This window comes from Burkholderia sp. CpTa8-5, from assembly GCF_017815045.1.
Taxonomy (GTDB): Bacteria; Pseudomonadota; Gammaproteobacteria; order Burkholderiales; family Burkholderiaceae; genus Burkholderia; species Burkholderia sola.
This window is the reverse complement of record NZ_JAGIQD010000005.1, coordinates 313,030-330,223: the sequence shown is the minus strand read 5'-3', so window position 1 is coordinate 330,223 and position 17,194 is coordinate 313,030. Positions and strand designations below refer to the sequence as shown.

Genomic DNA, 17,194 nt, shown 5'->3' with positions numbered 1-17,194 from the left:
GGGTTCTCCAACCAAAAAGCCGGCGATCTGAACGATCAGTCGGCGAGCGGCTGCGGCGCACGACGCCGCTGCCAGTTTCTTTCACTGAAATGCAGATAGAGCAGGCCGGGCAGGCCGAGCGCGAGTTCGCGCGCGCGCTTCGCGAGAGACAGCGCGAGCGCTGCGTCGGGCGGCAAGCCGACCAGCGGCGCGAGCAGCAGGTAGCCGCCTTCCTGCGCACCGAGCGAGCCGGGGATCGCGAAGGCCGCCCCGCGAATCGCCTGGCCGACGCTTTCCAGCAGCAGCGCGTCGAGCCAGCTGACCGGGTGCCCGAGGAAGTGCAGCGCGAGCCACACTTCCGCGGTGCCGACGATCCAGCCGACGAGGCTCAATGCGAAGGTCTTCGCGACTTTCGCGCGATCGCGGTACAGCGCGCCGACCGCGTCGTCGATCGCGTCGGCGCGCGTGGCCAGCGACGACCAGTCGCGCGGACCGAGCAGCTTCGACGCGAGGCGCAGGCCGCGGCCGAACAGCCCGCGCCGCTGCGCCGCGTAGAACGCGACGGCGAGGGCGCCGAGCACGCCGGTGGCGATCAGCGCGGGCGTGCGCAGATACGCGACCGACTCGTGCGTCGCATACAGGCTGAACGCGGCGATGCCGATCAGCGCGAACGCCATCTGCGCGAGCGCCTGCATCGTCGTGCCGACGGTCATGGCGGCAGCCGCGTCGGCCATCCGCGTGCCGCGCTGCGCGAGGTAGCGCACCATCAGCACGGGGCCGCCGATCTGCCCGGCGGGCAGCAGGCTGTTTACCGATTCGCCGACCCAGCGCGCGCGCAGCGCGTTGCCGAGTTCGGCGCCCGGCTGCCCGCGGCGGAACATCACGGAGATCGCGACCGCGTCGATCGCGAGCGGCACGACGTGGAACGCCGCGACGAGCGCGAGGCCCCAGCCGGCCGCGAGGAGCGTGGACGCTACCGCGCCGACGCCCTGCCAGGCCAGCAGTGCGATGAAGAGTGCGGTCCCGAGGGACAGCAGGATGAGGCCCGCACGTGTCATGACCCGCTCGTGCGTCGCGTGGCCAGTTGCTTGAACACCTGGCGGAAACCGAAATACGCGATCGCGTCCTTCATGTTCGAGATGAAGCGCTTCCACGGCCGCATGCCGGGGTTCGTCACGTATTCGAACGTGAGCGACACGCGCATCTCGTTCTGGCCGAGCGGCGTGATGCGGTGGCGCAGCTTGTCGCCGTCGAACAGCACGATGCCGCCGTCGGCGATCTGCACGGAGCCCGGTTGATCAGGCACGTCCGGGTTGCGCGTATGCAGCTCGTAGTCGAGCCGGCACGACGATTCGTCGATCACGCCGATCAGCAGCGTGTAGCGGCGGCCATCGTAGTACGACGTGTCGTAGTGCCAGCCGATGTGGTCGCCGGGCTTCGTGTAGTAATACAGCGCGTACGCGTGCGGATCGTCGTCCGGCGACAGCATCAGCTTGTCGCCGGTGATCTTCTCGAGGAAGGAGAGGAGTGCCTTCGAGCGATACAGCTCGGCGATGTACGGCGCCTGCTCGTCGATCGTATGGCGGCTCACGCTGCCGCCCTGCTTGTGGCCGGGCAGGTAATTGCGGTTCAGGCCGGCCTGCATCGCGCGGGCCGCGTTCGCGAGCTTCGCGTGCGCGTCGGCCGGCAGGAAGGTGTCGAGGTAGAGGAACGAGCCCTGGCGCGTGTAGTCGCCGCGCAGGCGGTCGAGGTCGAGCTGGCCGACGCGGTCGGCCACGGTGCGATCGGGATCGGCCGCGGCCGCGCGCACGGGCGCGGGGCGTGCCGGGCTCAGCACGGAATCGTCGCGCGTGCTAGGAGTCATTTGGAAGCCTGGATTTCGGTTGGGTTCTGCGCGGCCGGGGTCTGCGGGAGGTTGCCGCGCCGCACGATGCGCCACCAGTCGATCACGACCCAGGCGGCGAACAGCGGGGCGCCGATCGACGCCGCGAGCAGGAACGGCTCGACGCCGTCGACGAGCGTCACGATCGGCAGCAGGTACAGCACGTCTTCGGTCTCGAAGCCGCCGGCGAACGCCTGCTTGGTGCCGGCCTTGCCGGCGATCGATTCGATCCGCATGCGCAGGAAGAAGATCAGCGCGACGGCCGCGCCGGCGACCGCGCCGAGCAGCACCGGCGACGCGGCCATCTGGCCGCCCTGGGCGACGATGCCGACGCCCATGCTGACGAACAGCGCGACCGTGACGAGCGCATCGGCCGCGAGGTCGTAAAAATGACCGATTTTGCTGGACTTGCCGCTGATGCGCGCGAGTTCGCCGTCGGTGTGGTCGACGAAGTTCGACAGCACGATCAGGAACGCGCCTGCATTGCCCCAGACGAAGCCGCCGTGCGCGAGGCACCAGGCGCCGGCGAGGCCGATCAGCAGACGAAGGGTGGTGAGGTGATTCGGCGTGACCGGCGTATCGACGAGCGGCCGGACAAGCGAGCGCGCGAGCCGCGCATCCCAGGTGCGTGGCGGGGGCGGCTCGGGGCGTTTGACGGTTTTTCTTTGGTCCATCGGCGAAATATATACGGAATTGTAATTTGTTGCTTTTTATTCGATCAATGTCCTGACATGCGGGAGTGTTACCGCGTCTTGCAGGCATCGGCCGGTTCAAAAACGCACCCGCGAACGACGCGGCCGACCGGGCGGCCGGACCCGTCTTCCAGTGTGGTTCGCGTCGCGCGACTGTCAAGGCCGGACGGGCCTCGCAGGCCGGCGAGGCGGTGTTTTTCGCGCCGCCCGGCCGGTGTCGCGCAGCCCATGCGACCTTGATCCCCGTCAGCGCCGGAAAAACCGCATCGGGCGACAATCGGCCGCGCCGGACGGGTCGCGGCGATGACCGAGCCGAACGTCGCCGATGTCGATGCAGACCGGTCGATCGACGCGCGACGGCCGGCGATCGCGAACCGGCGATTCGCCCGATGCTTTCGTGCACCTTTCGTGGGTGTCCGGGGCGGGCGGATCGCCTGTCACAGAACGGTCGTTCGATACCCGGCAAATCCGGCAAGGATCTTTTGCATCCAGCGGACATTTCGCGGCGATCGCCTCTGCGATACTCCGACCGTGCCTGTGGTGCCGGGCCGCCCCTCGCGGCCCCAAGGGCTTCGCGTCGCTCAGGAGACACCCCCCGCGACGTCAACGACAGACCCAAGCGTCAGATAACCAGCCATGTCTTCTTCACGCATCCTCGCTCCCGCCCTGCGTTCGCTCGTCCGCACCGCCGACGAAGCCGCCGCGCTGATCCGCCCCGGCATGACCGTCGCCATGAGCGGCTTCACCGGGTCGGGCTATCCGAAGGCCGTGCCGGCCGCGCTGGCCGCCCACATCGACGCGGCGCACGCGCGCGGCGAGGACTTCCGGATCAACGTGCTGACGGGCGCATCGACCGCACCGGAACTCGACGGCGCGCTCGCCCGCACGAACGGCATCTCGATGCGGCTGCCGTACCAGTCCGACCCCACGCTGCGCGACAAGATCAACGGCGGCGAAGTCGATTACCAGGACGTCCACCTGAGCCACGTCGCGCAATACGCATGGTTCGGGCTGTACGGCGATCTCGACGTCGCGATCGTCGAAGTCGCGGGCATCCGCGAGGACGGGTTGCTGATTCCGTCCGCGTCGATCGGCAACAACAAGACCTGGCTCGAGCGCGCGAAGCACGTGATCCTCGAAGTGAATACGCGGCAGCCGCTCGGCCTCGACGGGATGCACGACATCTATTACGGCACCGCGCTGCCGCCGCACCGCAAGCCGATTCCGCTGACGAAGAGCGACGACCGGATCGGCGAGCCGTATCTGCGCTGCCCGGCCGACAAGATCGTCGCGATCGTCGAGACCGACGCGCCCGATCGCAGCAATGCATTCTCCGCGCCGGATGCGACGTCCAAGCAGATCGCGCTGCAGCTGATCGACTTCCTGCGTCACGAAGTGAAGCGCGGCCGCCTGCCGGAAAACCTGCTGCCGCTGCAGTCGGGCGTCGGCAACATCACGAACGCGGTGCTCGCGGAACTCAGCTCGGCCGGCTTCTCGAACCTGACCGCCTACACCGAGGTGATCCAGGACGGCATGCTCGACCTGCTCGACGACGGCACGCTGAGCTTCGCGTCGGCCACCGCGCTGTCGCTGAGCCCCGCCGCCGTGCAGCGTTTCGCCGACGAAATCGCGACGTTCCGCGAGAAGATCGTGCTGCGCCCGCAGGAGATCAGCAACCATCCGGAACTCGTGCGCCGGCTCGGCTGCATCGCGATGAACGGGATGATCGAGGCCGACATCTACGGCAACGTGAATTCCACGCACGTGATGGGCACGAAGATCCAGAACGGCATCGGCGGCTCGGGCGACTTCGCGCGCAACGGCTACCTGTCGTGCTTCATGTCGGCGAGTACCGCGAAGGGCGGCGCGATCTCGCGGATCGTGCCGATGGCGAGCCACGTCGACCATACCGAGCACGACGTCGCGGTCGTCGTCACCGAACAGGGGCTGGCCGACCTGCGCGGCCTGTCGCCGAAGCAGCGCGCGCGCAAGATCATCGCGACCTGCGCGCACCCGGACTACCGGCCGATGCTCGAGGACTACTTCGAGCGCGCGTCGCGCGAGAGCTTCGGCAAGCACACGCCGCATCTGCTCGCCGAAGCGCTGTCGTGGCACGAGCGCTACGTGCGCACCGGGTCGATGAAGGCCTGACGGGGCCTGGGACGGGCGCAGGCGGGCCCGTCAATCCATCGCCGCATGCGCGACGTCGACGCTCGCCGCTTTCTGCGGCGGGCGGATCAGCAGCAACAGCGGGATCATCAGCAGCGTCGCGACGCGCGAGATCTTTCCGCAGATGCTGGAGGTGGGCGATACCGCCGCCGATGACGGGCTGCGCGGCTTCACGCCCGACGAGCGCGATACGCTGGTGCGGCTGACGGTACGCCGGTGCGCGGGTCAACCGGCCAGCGCCGCGAGCGTGTACGCCGCAACGTAGAGCCCCACGCCGTACGACAGATGCGTGACGAGGCAGTGCCGGCGCGCGACGCCCGGCCGCGGCGTGCGCGACGCCGCCATGCCGAAACCGAACGCCGGATGCATCACGAAGAACGGCGCGGCCACGCTCGCGAGCCCTGCCACGAGGGCGGGGAGCAGCGTCGGCGCGTCGATCCACGCCGGGCCGGCGATCAGCACGGGCAGTGCCGCGAACGCGATGCCGATCGCGTAATGCGCGACCCATCCGAGCACGCGTTCGCCGGGCACGGGCGCGGCGGCGACGATCGACGCATGCCGGAACCGGCCGTGCGTCATGTGGCCGAGCCAACGGCCGACCAGCGCGTAGTCGAGCGACGGAATGCCGAACGCACGCCGCCGGAACAGCGTCCACAGATCCATCACGAGCGTGGCGCCCGCGCCGATCAACAGCAGTTTGAGGAGGGTATCGGGCGTGCTCATCGCGCCCCTCTACAGCGGGCGGTGATGGCGATGCGGTACAGCGGAATACGACGCGGTTTCAACGGTTTCATGACGGTTGGGGCTTGTCTTCGTGGAGTCGGGCGACTATCTTGCAACTTCAAGTTAACTTGAGGTCAAGCATGAGCCGACTGGACATTGCGGACGTCGTGCGGCGCACGGGATTGCCCGCGTCGACGCTGCGCTACTACGAGGAAAAGGGACTGATCGTTCCGATCGGCCGGCACGGGCTGCGGCGGCAATACGACGAGTCGGTGCTGGAGCGCCTGGCGCTGATCGCGCTCGGGCGGGAGGCCGGGTTCTCGCTCGACGACATCCTCTCGATGGTCGGCGCGGAGGGCCGGCCCGCGATCGACCGCGCGAAGCTCGACGGCAAGGCCGACGAGCTCGATCGCACGATCCGCCGTCTCGGCGCGGTACGCGACGCGCTGCGGCATGCGGCCGTGTGCCCGGCCGTGAACCACCTCGAATGCCCGTCGTTCCAGAAGCTGCTGCGCATTGCCGCGCATCGTCATCCGGCGCGCCGCGCGAAGGCGGAAGGTGCGTAGGCGGCGAGCCTGCGCGAAGCGGGCGGTGCGGTAGCGGTGCGGCAGGAGAGGCTACGTGGCGACGTAACGGGTTCGACCCGTCGAATCGCGAAAAGGCGACGCGGCCTGTGCCGCCTTCGACGTCAGCGAAACCGCCGACGCCTGCATCACCCTGCGTAATACACGCGGCATTCCATCTCGCGCCCGCGCACGATCCGCTTGCCGGCGAGCGCGCCGTACGTTCCGGTGAACACGGTGCGCTGGTGCTCGCATTGCACGGCGTCGTAGAAGTAGAGCGACACCCAGTCGGTCGGGCGCCCGGCTTCCGGCGTGCGCATGGCCGCATGCTGGCTCAGCACCGTGAAATGCCAGCCGCCCTTGGTCATGTGCATCACGGGCGGCGGCACGTAACCGTCCGCGTTCAGGCGCCGGTGCGCGAGCGTCGGCAGCACGCCGGCGGCCGCCTTGTTGCGGTACTGGCGATCGATGTAAAGCAGCAGTTCGACGGGCGGCTCCGTGCCGGGGCCGGCATGTCGCATATGGCCTTGCCAGCGCCGGCGGCGGCTCAGCACGTCGTCGAGCGCGGCGCGGATGCCGACCGCGCGTCGCGGGCCGACGCCCGCGATCGTTTCGAGCTGGCCGTTGCGGGCCGCGCGTTCGAGCTCCTCCAGCGTGTCGATGTGCAGTGCGTCGTGAATGCGCAGCGCGAGCGCGTGGCCGATGCCCGGCACCGCTTCGAAGGCGGACGCGCGTTCCGCGTCGCCGCGCAAGCGGTCGAGCTGGCGCCAACGTCCCGTGACCAGCAACTCGGCGATCGCCTGCGCGACGCCCGCGCCGATGTCGGGCAGCGCGCCGAGCGCCTCGACGCCGCCGGTTTCGAACACGCCGCGAATGTCGCGGTCGAGCGCGTCGACCGTATCGGCCGCCGCGCGGTACGCGGCGACCCGATACGGGTTCGCGCCCTGGTCGACGAGCCACTGCGAGGCCTCGCGCAGGCAGGCCGCGACAGTCCGGTTTTCCTCGTACGTCTGGCTGACGGTCGACTGCATGGCAAGAGACCCGGAAAGCACAAACGGAATGGACGCGGCGCGCGACGCGCCGGTCGGCTGTCAACCATTGTCGCGACGCGCGATGAAGAAAACTTGATGCGCGTCAATGGCAAACGTAACACAGGCGCGCGGCGCACGGTCGTGCCGGAGTGCGGCATGACCGTGCGCCGCGCGCGATGCGGTTACGCGTCGAGAAACGACTGCGCGTTCTCGGCCTCGGCGGCCGTACGCAGCGCGGCGAGCGCCCGTTTCTCGATCTGCCGCACGCGCTCCCGCGACATCCCCGCATCCTGCGCGATCGCGTCGTAGGTGTCGGGCTCGGCGCCGCCGAGGCCGAACCGCCGGCGCAGCACGTCGGCCTCGGTCGGCGTGACCGAACGCAGCAGCGCCCGTACGCATTCGCGCATGCGCGTGTCGGCCAGTTGCTCGAACGGGCTGGCCGATGCCTGATCCTCGATCAGCTCCACGAGGCCGGTGTCCGCGTCGGGCAGCGGCGTGTCGAGCGAGACCGGCTCGGCGGGCAGCGCGAGCACCGCGCGCAGCTTGCCTTCGTCGAGGCCGGTTTCGGCCGCGAGCTCGGCCGGCGTGGCCCGCCGGCCGGTGCGCTGCCGAAAGCGCAGCGCATGCCGCTGCACGCGCTGGTACTGGTCGCCGACGTGCACCGGCACGCGGATCGTGCGCGAACGATCCGCGACCGCGCGCGCGATCGCCTGGCGAATCCACCAGGTTGCATAGGTCGAGAACTTGAACCCGCGCCGGTATTCGAATTTCTCGATCGCGCGCATCAGGCCGAGGCAACCGTCCTGCACGAGGTCGGACAGGTCGACGCCGCGGTTCAGGTACTTGCGCGCGATCGACAGCACGAGCCGCAGGTTCGCCTCGAGCATCGCACGCGTCGCGTCGCGGACTTTCTGCTGGCCGTCGCTCAGCGCGGCTGCGAGGGCGCGCCGCGCGACCGCGTCGAAGCCCGCGGCGTCGGTCGCCGACGGATCATCGCGGGCGGTGGCGAGTGCGCGCACGGCACGACTTGCGTCGTCGACGGCCGGCGCGACCCACGCGAGCGAACCCAGCAGGGTCGCCACGTGGTTGCGCGCGTCACGGTAGTCGGCCGAACGACTGCCATGCGTATGCAACGCGTCGCGCAATGCCGACACCGCTGCGTGCAGCGCGTCGTAGCGGGCGGGCGCGGACGTTTCGCGATCCTCTTCATCGGGCGATCCGGTTGCACCCGTCGCGCGATGGCGCTCGAGCAGCGCGTCGACCGCGGGCGGATAGCCGGCAATCGCATGCAGTATCTGATGGCGGCCCGTCTCGATCTCGCGGGCGAGCACGATTTCGCCTTCGCGCGTGAGCAGGGGCACCGCGTGCATGCGCCGCATGTACAGCGCGAGCGGATCGGTCGACGCGCTCGTGCCGCGCGCGAGGTCGCCGAGCATGGCGCGGCCTTCGTCGAGCGCGTCGCGATCGACCTCGACCGGCGCCGCGCCGGCGAACGGTGCAGGCACGGCCGGCTCGTCGAGTACCGCGATGCCGATGTCGGCCAGCGCGGCGCGCACGACCTCGAGCGCGTCGGGGCTGTCGCTTTCGGGCGGCAGCGCGTCGACGAGGTCGGCGTGCGTCAGATAACCCTGCTCGCCGGCAAGGGCCAGCAGCTGGATGATCGGATCGAGCGGTGTGTCCGCCCGGGGAGTGGGGCGTGGCGTAGTCATGTCGATGGCGGCGCGAGCCGCGTTCCTGTCAGGGCGGGCCGAAGCTCGCCGGTTTGCGGTTGCCGGTGGACCGCGGACGCCCGTCCGCGCCGGTCAGCCCGACATCGTCCAAGTTGAGGGCATTTGCGCCAACTTCAACGCGGGCGCCGCGGACGGGCCAGCACGCGGCGTGCCCGCGCGGCCGTCCGGCGCAGGAAACAAAAAGTAACCGATCATACGCGCGGAAATCTGCAGGGGACGTAAGCTAGAGTCAGGCGCGCGCCCGGCGGCGGCGCGCGGATTCTGCCGGAGTACGAGATGAACCCGATTTCCGCCGCGAGGCCCGCCGTCGTCGCGCTGGCCGCATTGACGCTGGGCGGCTGCTACTACACGAGCCCGTACGGTTATGCACCTTATTACGCGCCGGTGCCCGCCACGGTGACGCAGCGCGAGATCCCGGCCGCACCGACTGCGTCCGGTCCGGCCGCGTCGACCGTGCCGCAGGCGCAGGTCGACGCCGGCACGGCGGTGCCCATGTACGTCGCCCCGGCCTACGTGCCGCCACCGTATCCGTATTACTACCCGGCGTACTACTCCGGCTGGTACGGGCCGCCCGTGACGATCGGCTTCTGGGGCCGCTGGGGCGGCGGATACTGGGGCGGGCGCGGCGGGTACTGGCATCGTCCGTGGGGCGGCGGGCATTGGGGTGGCGGTCACTGGGGTGGCGGCCATCGGCACTGACCGGCGCGCGGCGGCGCGGGAGAGCATCATGAGGAACACGATTGTCCGAAGTCTGTGCATCGTCCTGGCTGGCCTCGCGGCCGCGCCGGGCGTCGCCGATGCGCAGAGCAGCGCTTACACGAATTCGCCGGCCGAGCTGTATGCGGGGCCGGCGCCCGATTACCCGGTGGTCGCGCAGATTCCGCCCGGCACCGCGCTGGGCGTATTCGGCTGCCTGAGCGACTACACGTGGTGCGACGTCGCGCTGCCGGGCGTGCGCGGCTGGATCGATGCGCAACTGCTCGACTATCCGTATCAAGGCAGCTACGTGCCGTTGCTCGAGTACGGCGCGATCATCGGCGTGCCGGTGACCGGATTCGCGATCGGCGCGTACTGGGATCGTTATTACCGGCACCGCCCGTGGTATCCGGACCGCGACCGCTGGGCGCGCCGTCCGGAGCCGAGGCTCGGCCCCGGAGGCATGCCGCCGGCGCAAGGGCGTCCGCAACCGGGCGCGCCGATGCAGGTCGCGCCGGGCGGCCCGCCGCCCGTGCATGACACGCGGCCGTCGGCGACGCGCGGCGGCTGGAACGGTGCGAACCGTATGCCGCCGCCGGCCGCGCCAACGCCGATGCCGGGTGGGGTGGGCAATGCGCGTCCGGCGAGCCCGGCGCCCACGCCGATGCCGGGCGGAGCGGGCAACGCGCGTCCGGCCGGCCCGCCGCCGGCCGTGCTCCGGCCGCCGCCCGCGCCGGGCGGCGAGGCCCGCACGATGCCGCCGCCGGTGCGGCAGGGAGCCGGAGGCGGCGGCGGTTATGCGCAGCCGCAGGGCGGCGGAAACGGTGGCGGTAACCGCGGCGGCGGTGGCGGCGGCCCGGACGAACGCCGGCACTGACCGCGCCGGTGCCGCGGGTGCTCCGGCACCGGACGAAAAAAAGCCGCTCCGGAGAGCGGCTTCGGGATCAGGCAAGCGGGGGCGAGGTCACGCGCTACCGGTCGCCCGCAGCCCGCTGCGTCAGTCGTCGAGCAACGACAGATCGCGCACCGCGCCCTTGTCGGCCGACATGACCAGCTTCGCGTAGGCCTTCAGCGCCGCGGACACCTTGCGCGGACGCGGCTGCGCGGGCTTCCAGCCCTTCGCGTTCTGCTCCTCGCGGCGGCGCGCCAGTTCCTCGTCCGACACCAGCACGTCGATCGTGCGGTTCGGAATGTCGATGCGGATCCGGTCGCCGTCGCGCACGAGGCCGATCGCGCCGCCCGCTGCCGCTTCCGGCGAGCAATGGCCGATCGACAAACCCGACGTACCGCCCGAGAAACGGCCGTCCGTCAGCAGCGCGCACGCCTTGCCGAGCCCCTTCGACTTGATGTAGCTGGTCGGGTAGAGCATTTCCTGCATGCCCGGGCCGCCCTTCGGGCCTTCGTAGCGCACGATCACCACGTCGCCGGCCTTGACCTTGTCGTTCAGGATGTTCTCGACCGCTTCGTCCTGCGATTCGGTCACGTGCGCCGAGCCTTCGAACACGAGGATGCTCTCGTCGACGCCGGCCGTCTTCACCACGCAGCCGTCGAGCGCGATGTTGCCCGTCAGCACCGCGAGGCCGCCTTCCTTCGAGAATGCATGCTCGTACGAGCGGATGCAGCCTTCGGCGCGGTCGAGGTCGAGGCTCGGCCAGCGCGTGTTCTGGCTGAACGCGACTTGCGTCGGAATCCCGGCCGGGCCGGCCTGGTAGAACGTGCGGACCGCTTCGTCCTGCGTGCGGACGATGTCCCACTGGTCGAGCGCATCCTTCAGCGTCGGCGCGTGCACGGTCGGCACGTCGGTGTGCAGCTTGCCGGCGCGGTCGAGTTCGCCGAGGATCGCCATGATGCCGCCTGCGCGGTGCACGTCCTCGATGTGGTACTTGTTCGTGTTCGGCGCGACCTTGCACAGCTGCGGCACGATGCGCGACAGCCGGTCGATGTCCTTCATCGTGAAGTCGATGCCGGCTTCCCGCGCGATCGCCAGCAGGTGCAGGATCGTGTTGGTCGAGCCGCCCATCGCGATGTCGAGCGTCATCGCGTTCTCGAACGCCTTGAAGCCGACCGCGCGCGGCAGCACGCGGTCGTCGTCCTGCTCGTAGTGCTGGCGCGTCAGTTCGACGATGCGGCGGCCGGCGCGCTTGAACAGTTGTTCGCGGTCGGCGTGCGTGGCGACCACCGTGCCGTTGCCGGGCAGCGACAGGCCGAGCGCTTCGGTCAGGCAGTTCATCGAGTTCGCGGTGAACATGCCCGAGCACGAACCGCAGGTCGGGCACGCCGAGCGTTCGACTTCGGCGACGTCGGCGTCCGAATACGACTGGTCGGCTGCGATCACCATCGCGTCGACGAGGTCGAGCTTCTTCAGTTCGATGGCCTTGGTGACCGGGTTCGCGAGGCGCGTCTTGCCGGCTTCCATCGGGCCGCCCGACACGAAGATCACCGGAATGTTCAGGCGCATCGCGGCCATCAGCATCCCCGGCGTGATCTTGTCGCAGTTCGAGATGCACACCATCGCGTCCGCGCAGTGCGCGTTCACCATGTATTCGACCGAGTCGGCGATGATGTCGCGGCTCGGCAGCGAATAGAGCATGCCGTCGTGGCCCATCGCGATGCCGTCGTCGACCGCGATCGTGTTGAATTCCTTCGCGACGCCGCCCGCGGCTTCGATCTCGCGCGCGACGAGCTGGCCGAGATCCTTCAGGTGCACGTGCCCGGGCACGAATTGCGTGAACGAGTTGACGACCGCGACGATCGGTTTCGAGAAATCGTCGTCTTTCATGCCGGTGGCGCGCCACAGCGAGCGCGCACCTGCCATGTTGCGGCCGGCGGTGGAGGTTTTGGAACGGTAAGTGGGCATGGTGATGGCTGAAGAAATATCGCGGGAAAAGGGTGGAGGCTCGGGGAATAAAGGCCTCTCTCGCGCCCGTGCGAACAACCTCTTGAGCTGCGCCCTGGGCAAACTCCGCGATTATCCCACAGCCGCCGGGCGGGCGGCGCCGGCGGACAAGGCCGACCGGCGCGGGGCGGGCGCGGTGGGCAGCGCGTAGGCAAACGAAGCGCGGCGCGAAGGCGCGAAGACGGAACGGCGGGAACGCGCGAATTCGGAACCCGGCCATCGCCAGCGGAGCCCGGCAGCGGCTTCATCGCCCGTCTTGCCGACGATGAAGCCGTGCCATGCCGTCCGCGATCGCGCATCAATCGAGCAACGTCAGGATCTCGTCGTACAGCGGCTTCGGAATCCGCACCCCATTCGCGATGCTGCGCGCGCGGGCGTCGAAGCGCCGTTGCGACGGCAGCCGCGCGCCCTGCGCGACGATCGATTCGAACATCCGCTCGCCGCGCGCGAGCCCCGCGTCGAGATCGTCGCCGAGAAACACCTTCGGATCGAACGCGATCACGAGTTCGCCGTGGCACGGCGTCGCGCCGACGCCTTCGTCGAAGTCCATCGATTCCCGGCTCGTCATGTCGCCGATCAGCGCGCCGCCGAGCAGCTCGACCATCGCCGCGAGCGCCGACCCCTTGTGGCCGCCGAACGTGCGCATCGCGCCTTGCAGCGCGGCCTTCGGGTCGGTGGTCGGCTGGCCGTCCGCGTCGATCGCCCAGTGCGCCGGAATCGCCTTGCCCTGTTTCGCGTGCAGCTCGATGTCGCCGCGCGCGATCGCGCTCGTCGCGAAATCGAACACGAACGGCTCGCCGCCCGGGCGCGGCCACGCGAACGCGATCGGGTTGGTGCCGAACACGGGCTCGCGGCCGCCTTCCGGCGCCACCCAGCTATGGCTCGGGTTCATCGCGATGCCGACCAGCCCTTCGGCCGCGATCGCCTCGACCTCGGGCCACAGCGCGGAGAAGTGATAGCAGTGGTTGATCATCATCGCCGCGATGCCGTGCTGCTTCGCCATCTCGACCAGCACGGGCAGCCCGGTCTCGAAGCTCAGCAGCGAGAAGCCGCGATGCGCGTCGACCGCGACGACCGACGACGACAGCCGGCGCAACGTCGGCACGGCTTGCGGATCGACCTTGCCTTTCTTCAGCGACCGCACGCAGACGAGCAGCCGGTACACGCCGTGCGAATGGCATTCGTCGCGCTGGCCCTGCGTGATCACGTTGGCGATGGCGCGCGCATGCGCGTCGGACATCCCGTTGTGCATCAGCACGCGCAGCGCGAGCGCGTGGACTTCGTCGAGCGACAGCACGACTTCGGCGGTGCGCTCAGACATGGTTCACCTCGCGCGGGGCGGGCACGCCGTCGATGCGTTGCGGCACGTGCAGCGGATTGCTGCTGCGGAGCGCGTCCGGCAGCAGCGCGTCCGGCAGGTCCTGGTACGACACGGGGCGCAGGAAGCGCTCGATCGCGCGTGCGCCGACCGACGTCGTACGCGTGTCGGACGTCGCCGGGAACGGGCCGCCGTGCACCATCGCGTGGCCGACTTCGACGCCCGTGCCGAAGCCGTTGACGAGAATGCGGCCGGCCTTGCGTTCGAGCGTCGGGCGCAGCGCGGCGAACAGCGCCGCGTCGCCGTCGGCGAGATGCGCGGCGATCGTCAACTGGCCTTCGAGCGATTTCAGCACGCGATGCAGCGTGTCGGCGTCCGCGCAGCGCACGATCAGCGACGCGGGGCCGAACACTTCGTCGCGCAGTTCGGGGTGCGCGATGAACGCGTCGGCGGAGGTCGCGAACAGCGCCGCGCGGGCCTGATGGCGGCCGCCTTCGACGCCTTCGGCCAGCCGTTCGACGGCCGAGTGATCGCGCAGCGCCGCGACGCCTTGCGCATAGCTCGCGTGGATGGCCGGTGTCAGCATCGTTTGCGCGGCGACGGCGCGCACGGCATCGGCCGCTGCGGCTTCGAACGCGCGCAGCGCGGGGCCGTCGACCGCGAGCACGAGGCCCGGATTCGTGCAGAACTGCCCGGCGCCGAGCGTAAGCGACGCGACGAACTGCGATGCGATGGTGTCGTGACGCGCATCGAGCGCGGCCGGAAACAGCAGCACCGGGTTGATCGAGCTCATTTCCGCATAGACCGGAATCGGTTCGGCTCGCGCCGCCGCGATATGCATCAGCGCCACGCCGCCACGGCGCGAGCCGGTGAAGCCGACGGCCTTGATGCGCGGATCGGCGACGAGCGCCTGGCCGATCTCGCGCGATGCGTCGAACAGCAGCGAGAACACGCCGGCCGGCATCCCGCATTCGCGCGCGGCCTGCTGGATCGCGCGGCCGACGAGCTCCGACGTGCCCGGATGCGCGGAATGCGCCTTGACGATCACCGGGCAGCCGGCCGCCAGCGCCGACGCCGTGTCGCCGCCGGCCACCGAGAACGCGAGCGGGAAGTTCGACGCGCCGAACACGGCGACGGGCCCGAGCGCGACGTTGCGCAGCCGCAGGTCGACGCGCGGCAGCGGCTTGCGCTCGGCGCGAGCCGGATCGATCCGCGCGTCGAGAAAACCGCCGTCGCGCACGAGCGACGCGAACAGCGCGAGCTGGCCGACCGTACGGCCGCGTTCGCCCTCGATGCGCGCGCGCGGCAGTCCCGTTTCGACGATGCAGCGCTCGATCAGGTCGTCGCCGAGCGCCATGATGTGGCGGCCGATCGCGTCGAGGAACGCGGCGCGTGCTTCGAGCGACGTCTCGCGATAGGTGTCGAACGCGTCGTCGGCGAGTGCGCACGCCGTTTCCAGATCGTGCAGGCTCGCGCCGCCGAAGGCCGGTTCGAGCGGTTCGCCGGTGGCGGCGGCGAGCGCGTGGAGGGTGCCGTTCTGTCCGGCGACGGCCGACTGGCCGATCAGGAGCTGACCTGTGAGTTGCATGGTTTTCCTCGAAAAAAGCCGGGCCGGGCGTGGGGCGCCCGGCCGATGGAAGGGGAAAGGGTGCGGGCGCGTCAGTCCTCGTCGTCGTCGAGTTGCAGCTTGTCGGCGCGCACGCCGGTGTTCGCGCCCCAGTAGTAGATGACGAGCGCGACGGCCGCGACGACGACCGTGTCGTACGGATGCGCGAGCCGGCCCGTGCCGCCGAAGCCGCCGAGATACGACAGCACGATCATCGCCGCATAGAACGCGATCAGCCACGCGGACGAACGCACCTGCTCGGCGAGGCTCAGGTGCGCGGTCGGCACCCAGCGGCGGCACGCGAGATAGACGACGAACATCGCGATTTGCAGCCCGAGCAGCCAGGACACCGTGCTCCAGCCCGACCAGTAGACGATCAGCGCGGCGATCACGAACGACGCGGGGCCGGTGAGGCCGAACGCGCTGGCGCGGAACGGCCGCGGCAGGTCGGGCGCGGTGCGGCGCAGCGCGGCGACCGACACGGGCGCGACCGCATAGCTCAACACCAGCGCGGCCGACACGATGTTGATCAGCGCTTCCCACGACGGGAACGGCAGCGTCCAGAAGATCGCGAGTCCGAACGTGAGCCACAGGCCCGCGCGCGGGATGCCCGACGCTTCGTCGACGCGCGTGAACACCTTGAAGAACGTGCCCGTCTTCGCCCAGCCGTAGACCACGCGCGGCGTCGCGTTCATGTAGATGTTGCCGCAGCCGCTCGGCGAGATCATCGCGTCGGCGACGACCATCACCGCGAGCCAGCCGACGCCGAGCGCGAGCGCGATGTCGCGGTACGGCAGCGAGAACGCCTTGTTCACGTCGTGCCAGCCGGCGGCGAGCATGTCGGTGGGAATGCTGCCGATGAACGCGAGTTGCAGCAGCACGTAGATCAGCGTCGACAGCAGGATCGACAGGATCAGCGCGATCGGGATCGTGCGCTGCGGATTGCGCACCTCGCTCGCGACCGACACGATCGGCGTGAGCCCCAGATACGCGAAGATAATGCCGCCCGCGGACACGGCCATCTCGATGCCCGGCATGCCGAACGGCGCGAAGCCGTGCACGGTCAGGTTCGCAGGCTTGAAGAACGTGAACAGCACGCCGATCACCGCGAGCGGCACGATGAACTTGAAGATGCTGATGATGTTGTTCGCCTTCGCGAACGTCTTCACGCTCGAATAGTTCAAGTAAAAGAAGAAGCAGAGCAGCGCGGCCTGCACGAGCCAGCCGAGCGTGGTCGGGTCGCTCGATCCTTCGACCGTCAGGCCCGGAAACCACGCGGCCGCGTACTGGCGCGCGGCGACGACTTCGATTGCGATCAGGCTCGAGAACGCGATCAGCGTGATGAAGCCCATCAGGTAGCCGAGCAGCGGGCCGTGCGAGAACACCGGGTAGCGCACCACGCCGCCCGCGCGCGGCAGCGCGGCGCCGAGTTCGCAGTAGACGATGCCGAGCAGCAGCACCGCGAAGCCGCCGAGCAGCCACGAGAAGATGCCGGCCGGGCCCGCGATCGTCGACACGTGACTCGCGGCGAACAGCCACCCCGAACCGAAAATGGCGCCGAGACCGATGAACGTGAGATCGGTCAGCGACAGCTGTTTCTTGAACTTGCCGTGACCCGCGCCGGGGTGCGCGGAACGGGAAAGCGGGACAGACGGGTGTGCATTGCCTTGGCCTGGCATGGGCGTGTCTCCTGGAGGGAATATCGGCACAGGCTTGAGGTGCGCCGCGCTCCGACGGAGCAGCCGCGCCTGCCTGTCGGCCGGCAACGCCCGGTTCGAGCGACCGGGGCGGGCTGCGGGACATTCACGCGCGGCGCGGGCTGGCGCCGGGGGCGAACGGGCCCGCAGGCCATGCCGGACCGGAGACGGCGGCACGCAGGCGAAATGCCCGCGCACCGCCGCCGCAGAGG

14 protein-coding genes and 1 pseudogene are annotated in these 17,194 nt (G+C 69.7%); 4 read left to right on the top strand and 11 right to left on the bottom strand.

Annotated elements, in window-relative coordinates; genetic code table 11:
- Window positions 1-35: 35 nt before the first annotated feature.
- Genes J8I35_RS11270 through J8I35_RS11260 form a run of 3 tightly spaced genes read right to left on the bottom strand, consistent with a single transcriptional unit; the run spans window position 36 to window position 2,535 of the window.
- Window positions 36-1,037 (bottom strand): TIGR00374 family protein, encoded by a 1,002-nt coding sequence (locus J8I35_RS11270; protein ID WP_050010763.1) that lies wholly within the window; start codon window positions 1,035-1,037, stop codon window positions 36-38.
- Entirely contained in the window at window positions 1,034-1,843 is an 810-nt protein-coding gene (locus J8I35_RS11265) for a 2OG-Fe(II) oxygenase (RefSeq protein ID WP_209925418.1), read from the bottom strand. Before J8I35_RS11265 ends, J8I35_RS11270 begins: the two co-directional genes overlap by 4 nt.
- The gene (locus tag J8I35_RS11260) at window positions 1,840-2,535 is read right to left on the bottom strand and encodes a CDP-alcohol phosphatidyltransferase family protein (protein WP_050010767.1); all 696 of its coding nucleotides are present in this window, start codon (window positions 2,533-2,535) and stop codon (window positions 1,840-1,842) included. Before J8I35_RS11260 ends, J8I35_RS11265 begins: the two co-directional genes overlap by 4 nt.
- Before the next feature lie 654 nt (window positions 2,536-3,189).
- On the opposite strand from J8I35_RS11260, the gene J8I35_RS11255 reads away from it, so the two are divergent.
- Window positions 3,190-4,704, top strand: coding sequence for an acetyl-CoA hydrolase/transferase family protein (locus J8I35_RS11255; protein WP_124650982.1), 1,515 nt, complete (start codon window positions 3,190-3,192; stop codon window positions 4,702-4,704).
- 30 nt (window positions 4,705-4,734) lie between these two features.
- Here the strand turns inward: J8I35_RS11255 and J8I35_RS11250 are convergent.
- Both J8I35_RS11250 and J8I35_RS11245 read right to left on the bottom strand, forming a co-directional pair.
- A pseudogene (locus J8I35_RS11250) lies at window positions 4,735-4,839 on the bottom strand (multidrug transporter); the annotation flags it as partial.
- A 108-nt stretch (window positions 4,840-4,947) separates the two neighbouring features.
- Complete coding sequence (locus tag J8I35_RS11245; RefSeq protein ID WP_209925416.1) at window positions 4,948-5,445, bottom strand: DUF2938 domain-containing protein; 498 nt, start codon at window positions 5,443-5,445, stop codon at window positions 4,948-4,950.
- Window positions 5,446-5,585: 140 nt separating this feature from the next.
- Between J8I35_RS11245 and J8I35_RS11240 the strand changes: the two genes are divergently transcribed.
- Window positions 5,586-6,011: a helix-turn-helix domain-containing protein gene (locus J8I35_RS11240; RefSeq protein WP_209925414.1), complete on the top strand. Its 426-nt coding sequence runs from the start codon at window positions 5,586-5,588 to the stop codon at window positions 6,009-6,011.
- A 146-nt stretch (window positions 6,012-6,157) separates the two neighbouring features.
- On the opposite strand, the gene J8I35_RS11235 is transcribed toward J8I35_RS11240, so the two are convergent.
- Both J8I35_RS11235 and J8I35_RS11230 read right to left on the bottom strand, forming a co-directional pair.
- Window positions 6,158-7,039 (bottom strand): helix-hairpin-helix domain-containing protein, encoded by an 882-nt coding sequence (locus tag J8I35_RS11235; protein WP_124650978.1) that lies wholly within the window; start codon window positions 7,037-7,039, stop codon window positions 6,158-6,160.
- A 182-nt stretch (window positions 7,040-7,221) separates the two neighbouring features.
- Window positions 7,222-8,748 (bottom strand): sigma-70 family RNA polymerase sigma factor, encoded by a 1,527-nt coding sequence (locus J8I35_RS11230; RefSeq protein ID WP_124554123.1) that lies wholly within the window; start codon window positions 8,746-8,748, stop codon window positions 7,222-7,224.
- A 297-nt stretch (window positions 8,749-9,045) separates the two neighbouring features.
- On the opposite strand from J8I35_RS11230, the gene J8I35_RS11225 reads away from it, so the two are divergent.
- A complete protein-coding gene (locus tag J8I35_RS11225; RefSeq protein ID WP_124594644.1) occupies window positions 9,046-9,468 on the top strand; it encodes a hypothetical protein in 423 nt (140 codons plus the stop codon).
- Window positions 9,469-9,496: 28 nt separating this feature from the next.
- Window positions 9,497-10,342: an SH3 domain-containing protein gene (locus J8I35_RS11220; protein ID WP_209925412.1), complete on the top strand. Its 846-nt coding sequence runs from the start codon at window positions 9,497-9,499 to the stop codon at window positions 10,340-10,342.
- A gap of 120 nt (window positions 10,343-10,462) precedes the next feature.
- Here J8I35_RS11220 and ilvD read toward each other — a convergent pair whose 3' ends face one another.
- From ilvD to J8I35_RS11200, 4 genes are all read right to left on the bottom strand, one after another.
- The gene (ilvD, locus tag J8I35_RS11215) at window positions 10,463-12,322 is read right to left on the bottom strand and encodes a dihydroxy-acid dehydratase (protein ID WP_209925410.1); all 1,860 of its coding nucleotides are present in this window, start codon (window positions 12,320-12,322) and stop codon (window positions 10,463-10,465) included.
- A gap of 337 nt (window positions 12,323-12,659) precedes the next feature.
- Complete coding sequence (locus J8I35_RS11210) at window positions 12,660-13,682, bottom strand: Ldh family oxidoreductase (protein WP_209925408.1); 1,023 nt, start codon at window positions 13,680-13,682, stop codon at window positions 12,660-12,662.
- Entirely contained in the window at window positions 13,675-15,267 is a 1,593-nt protein-coding gene (locus J8I35_RS11205; protein WP_209925406.1) for an aldehyde dehydrogenase (NADP(+)), read from the bottom strand. Before J8I35_RS11205 ends, J8I35_RS11210 begins: the two co-directional genes overlap by 8 nt.
- Before the next feature lie 71 nt (window positions 15,268-15,338).
- Window positions 15,339-16,964, bottom strand: a complete 1,626-nt coding sequence (locus J8I35_RS11200; protein WP_124680050.1) for an APC family permease — start codon at window positions 16,962-16,964, stop codon at window positions 15,339-15,341.
- Between the last annotated feature and the right edge of the window lie 230 nt (window positions 16,965-17,194).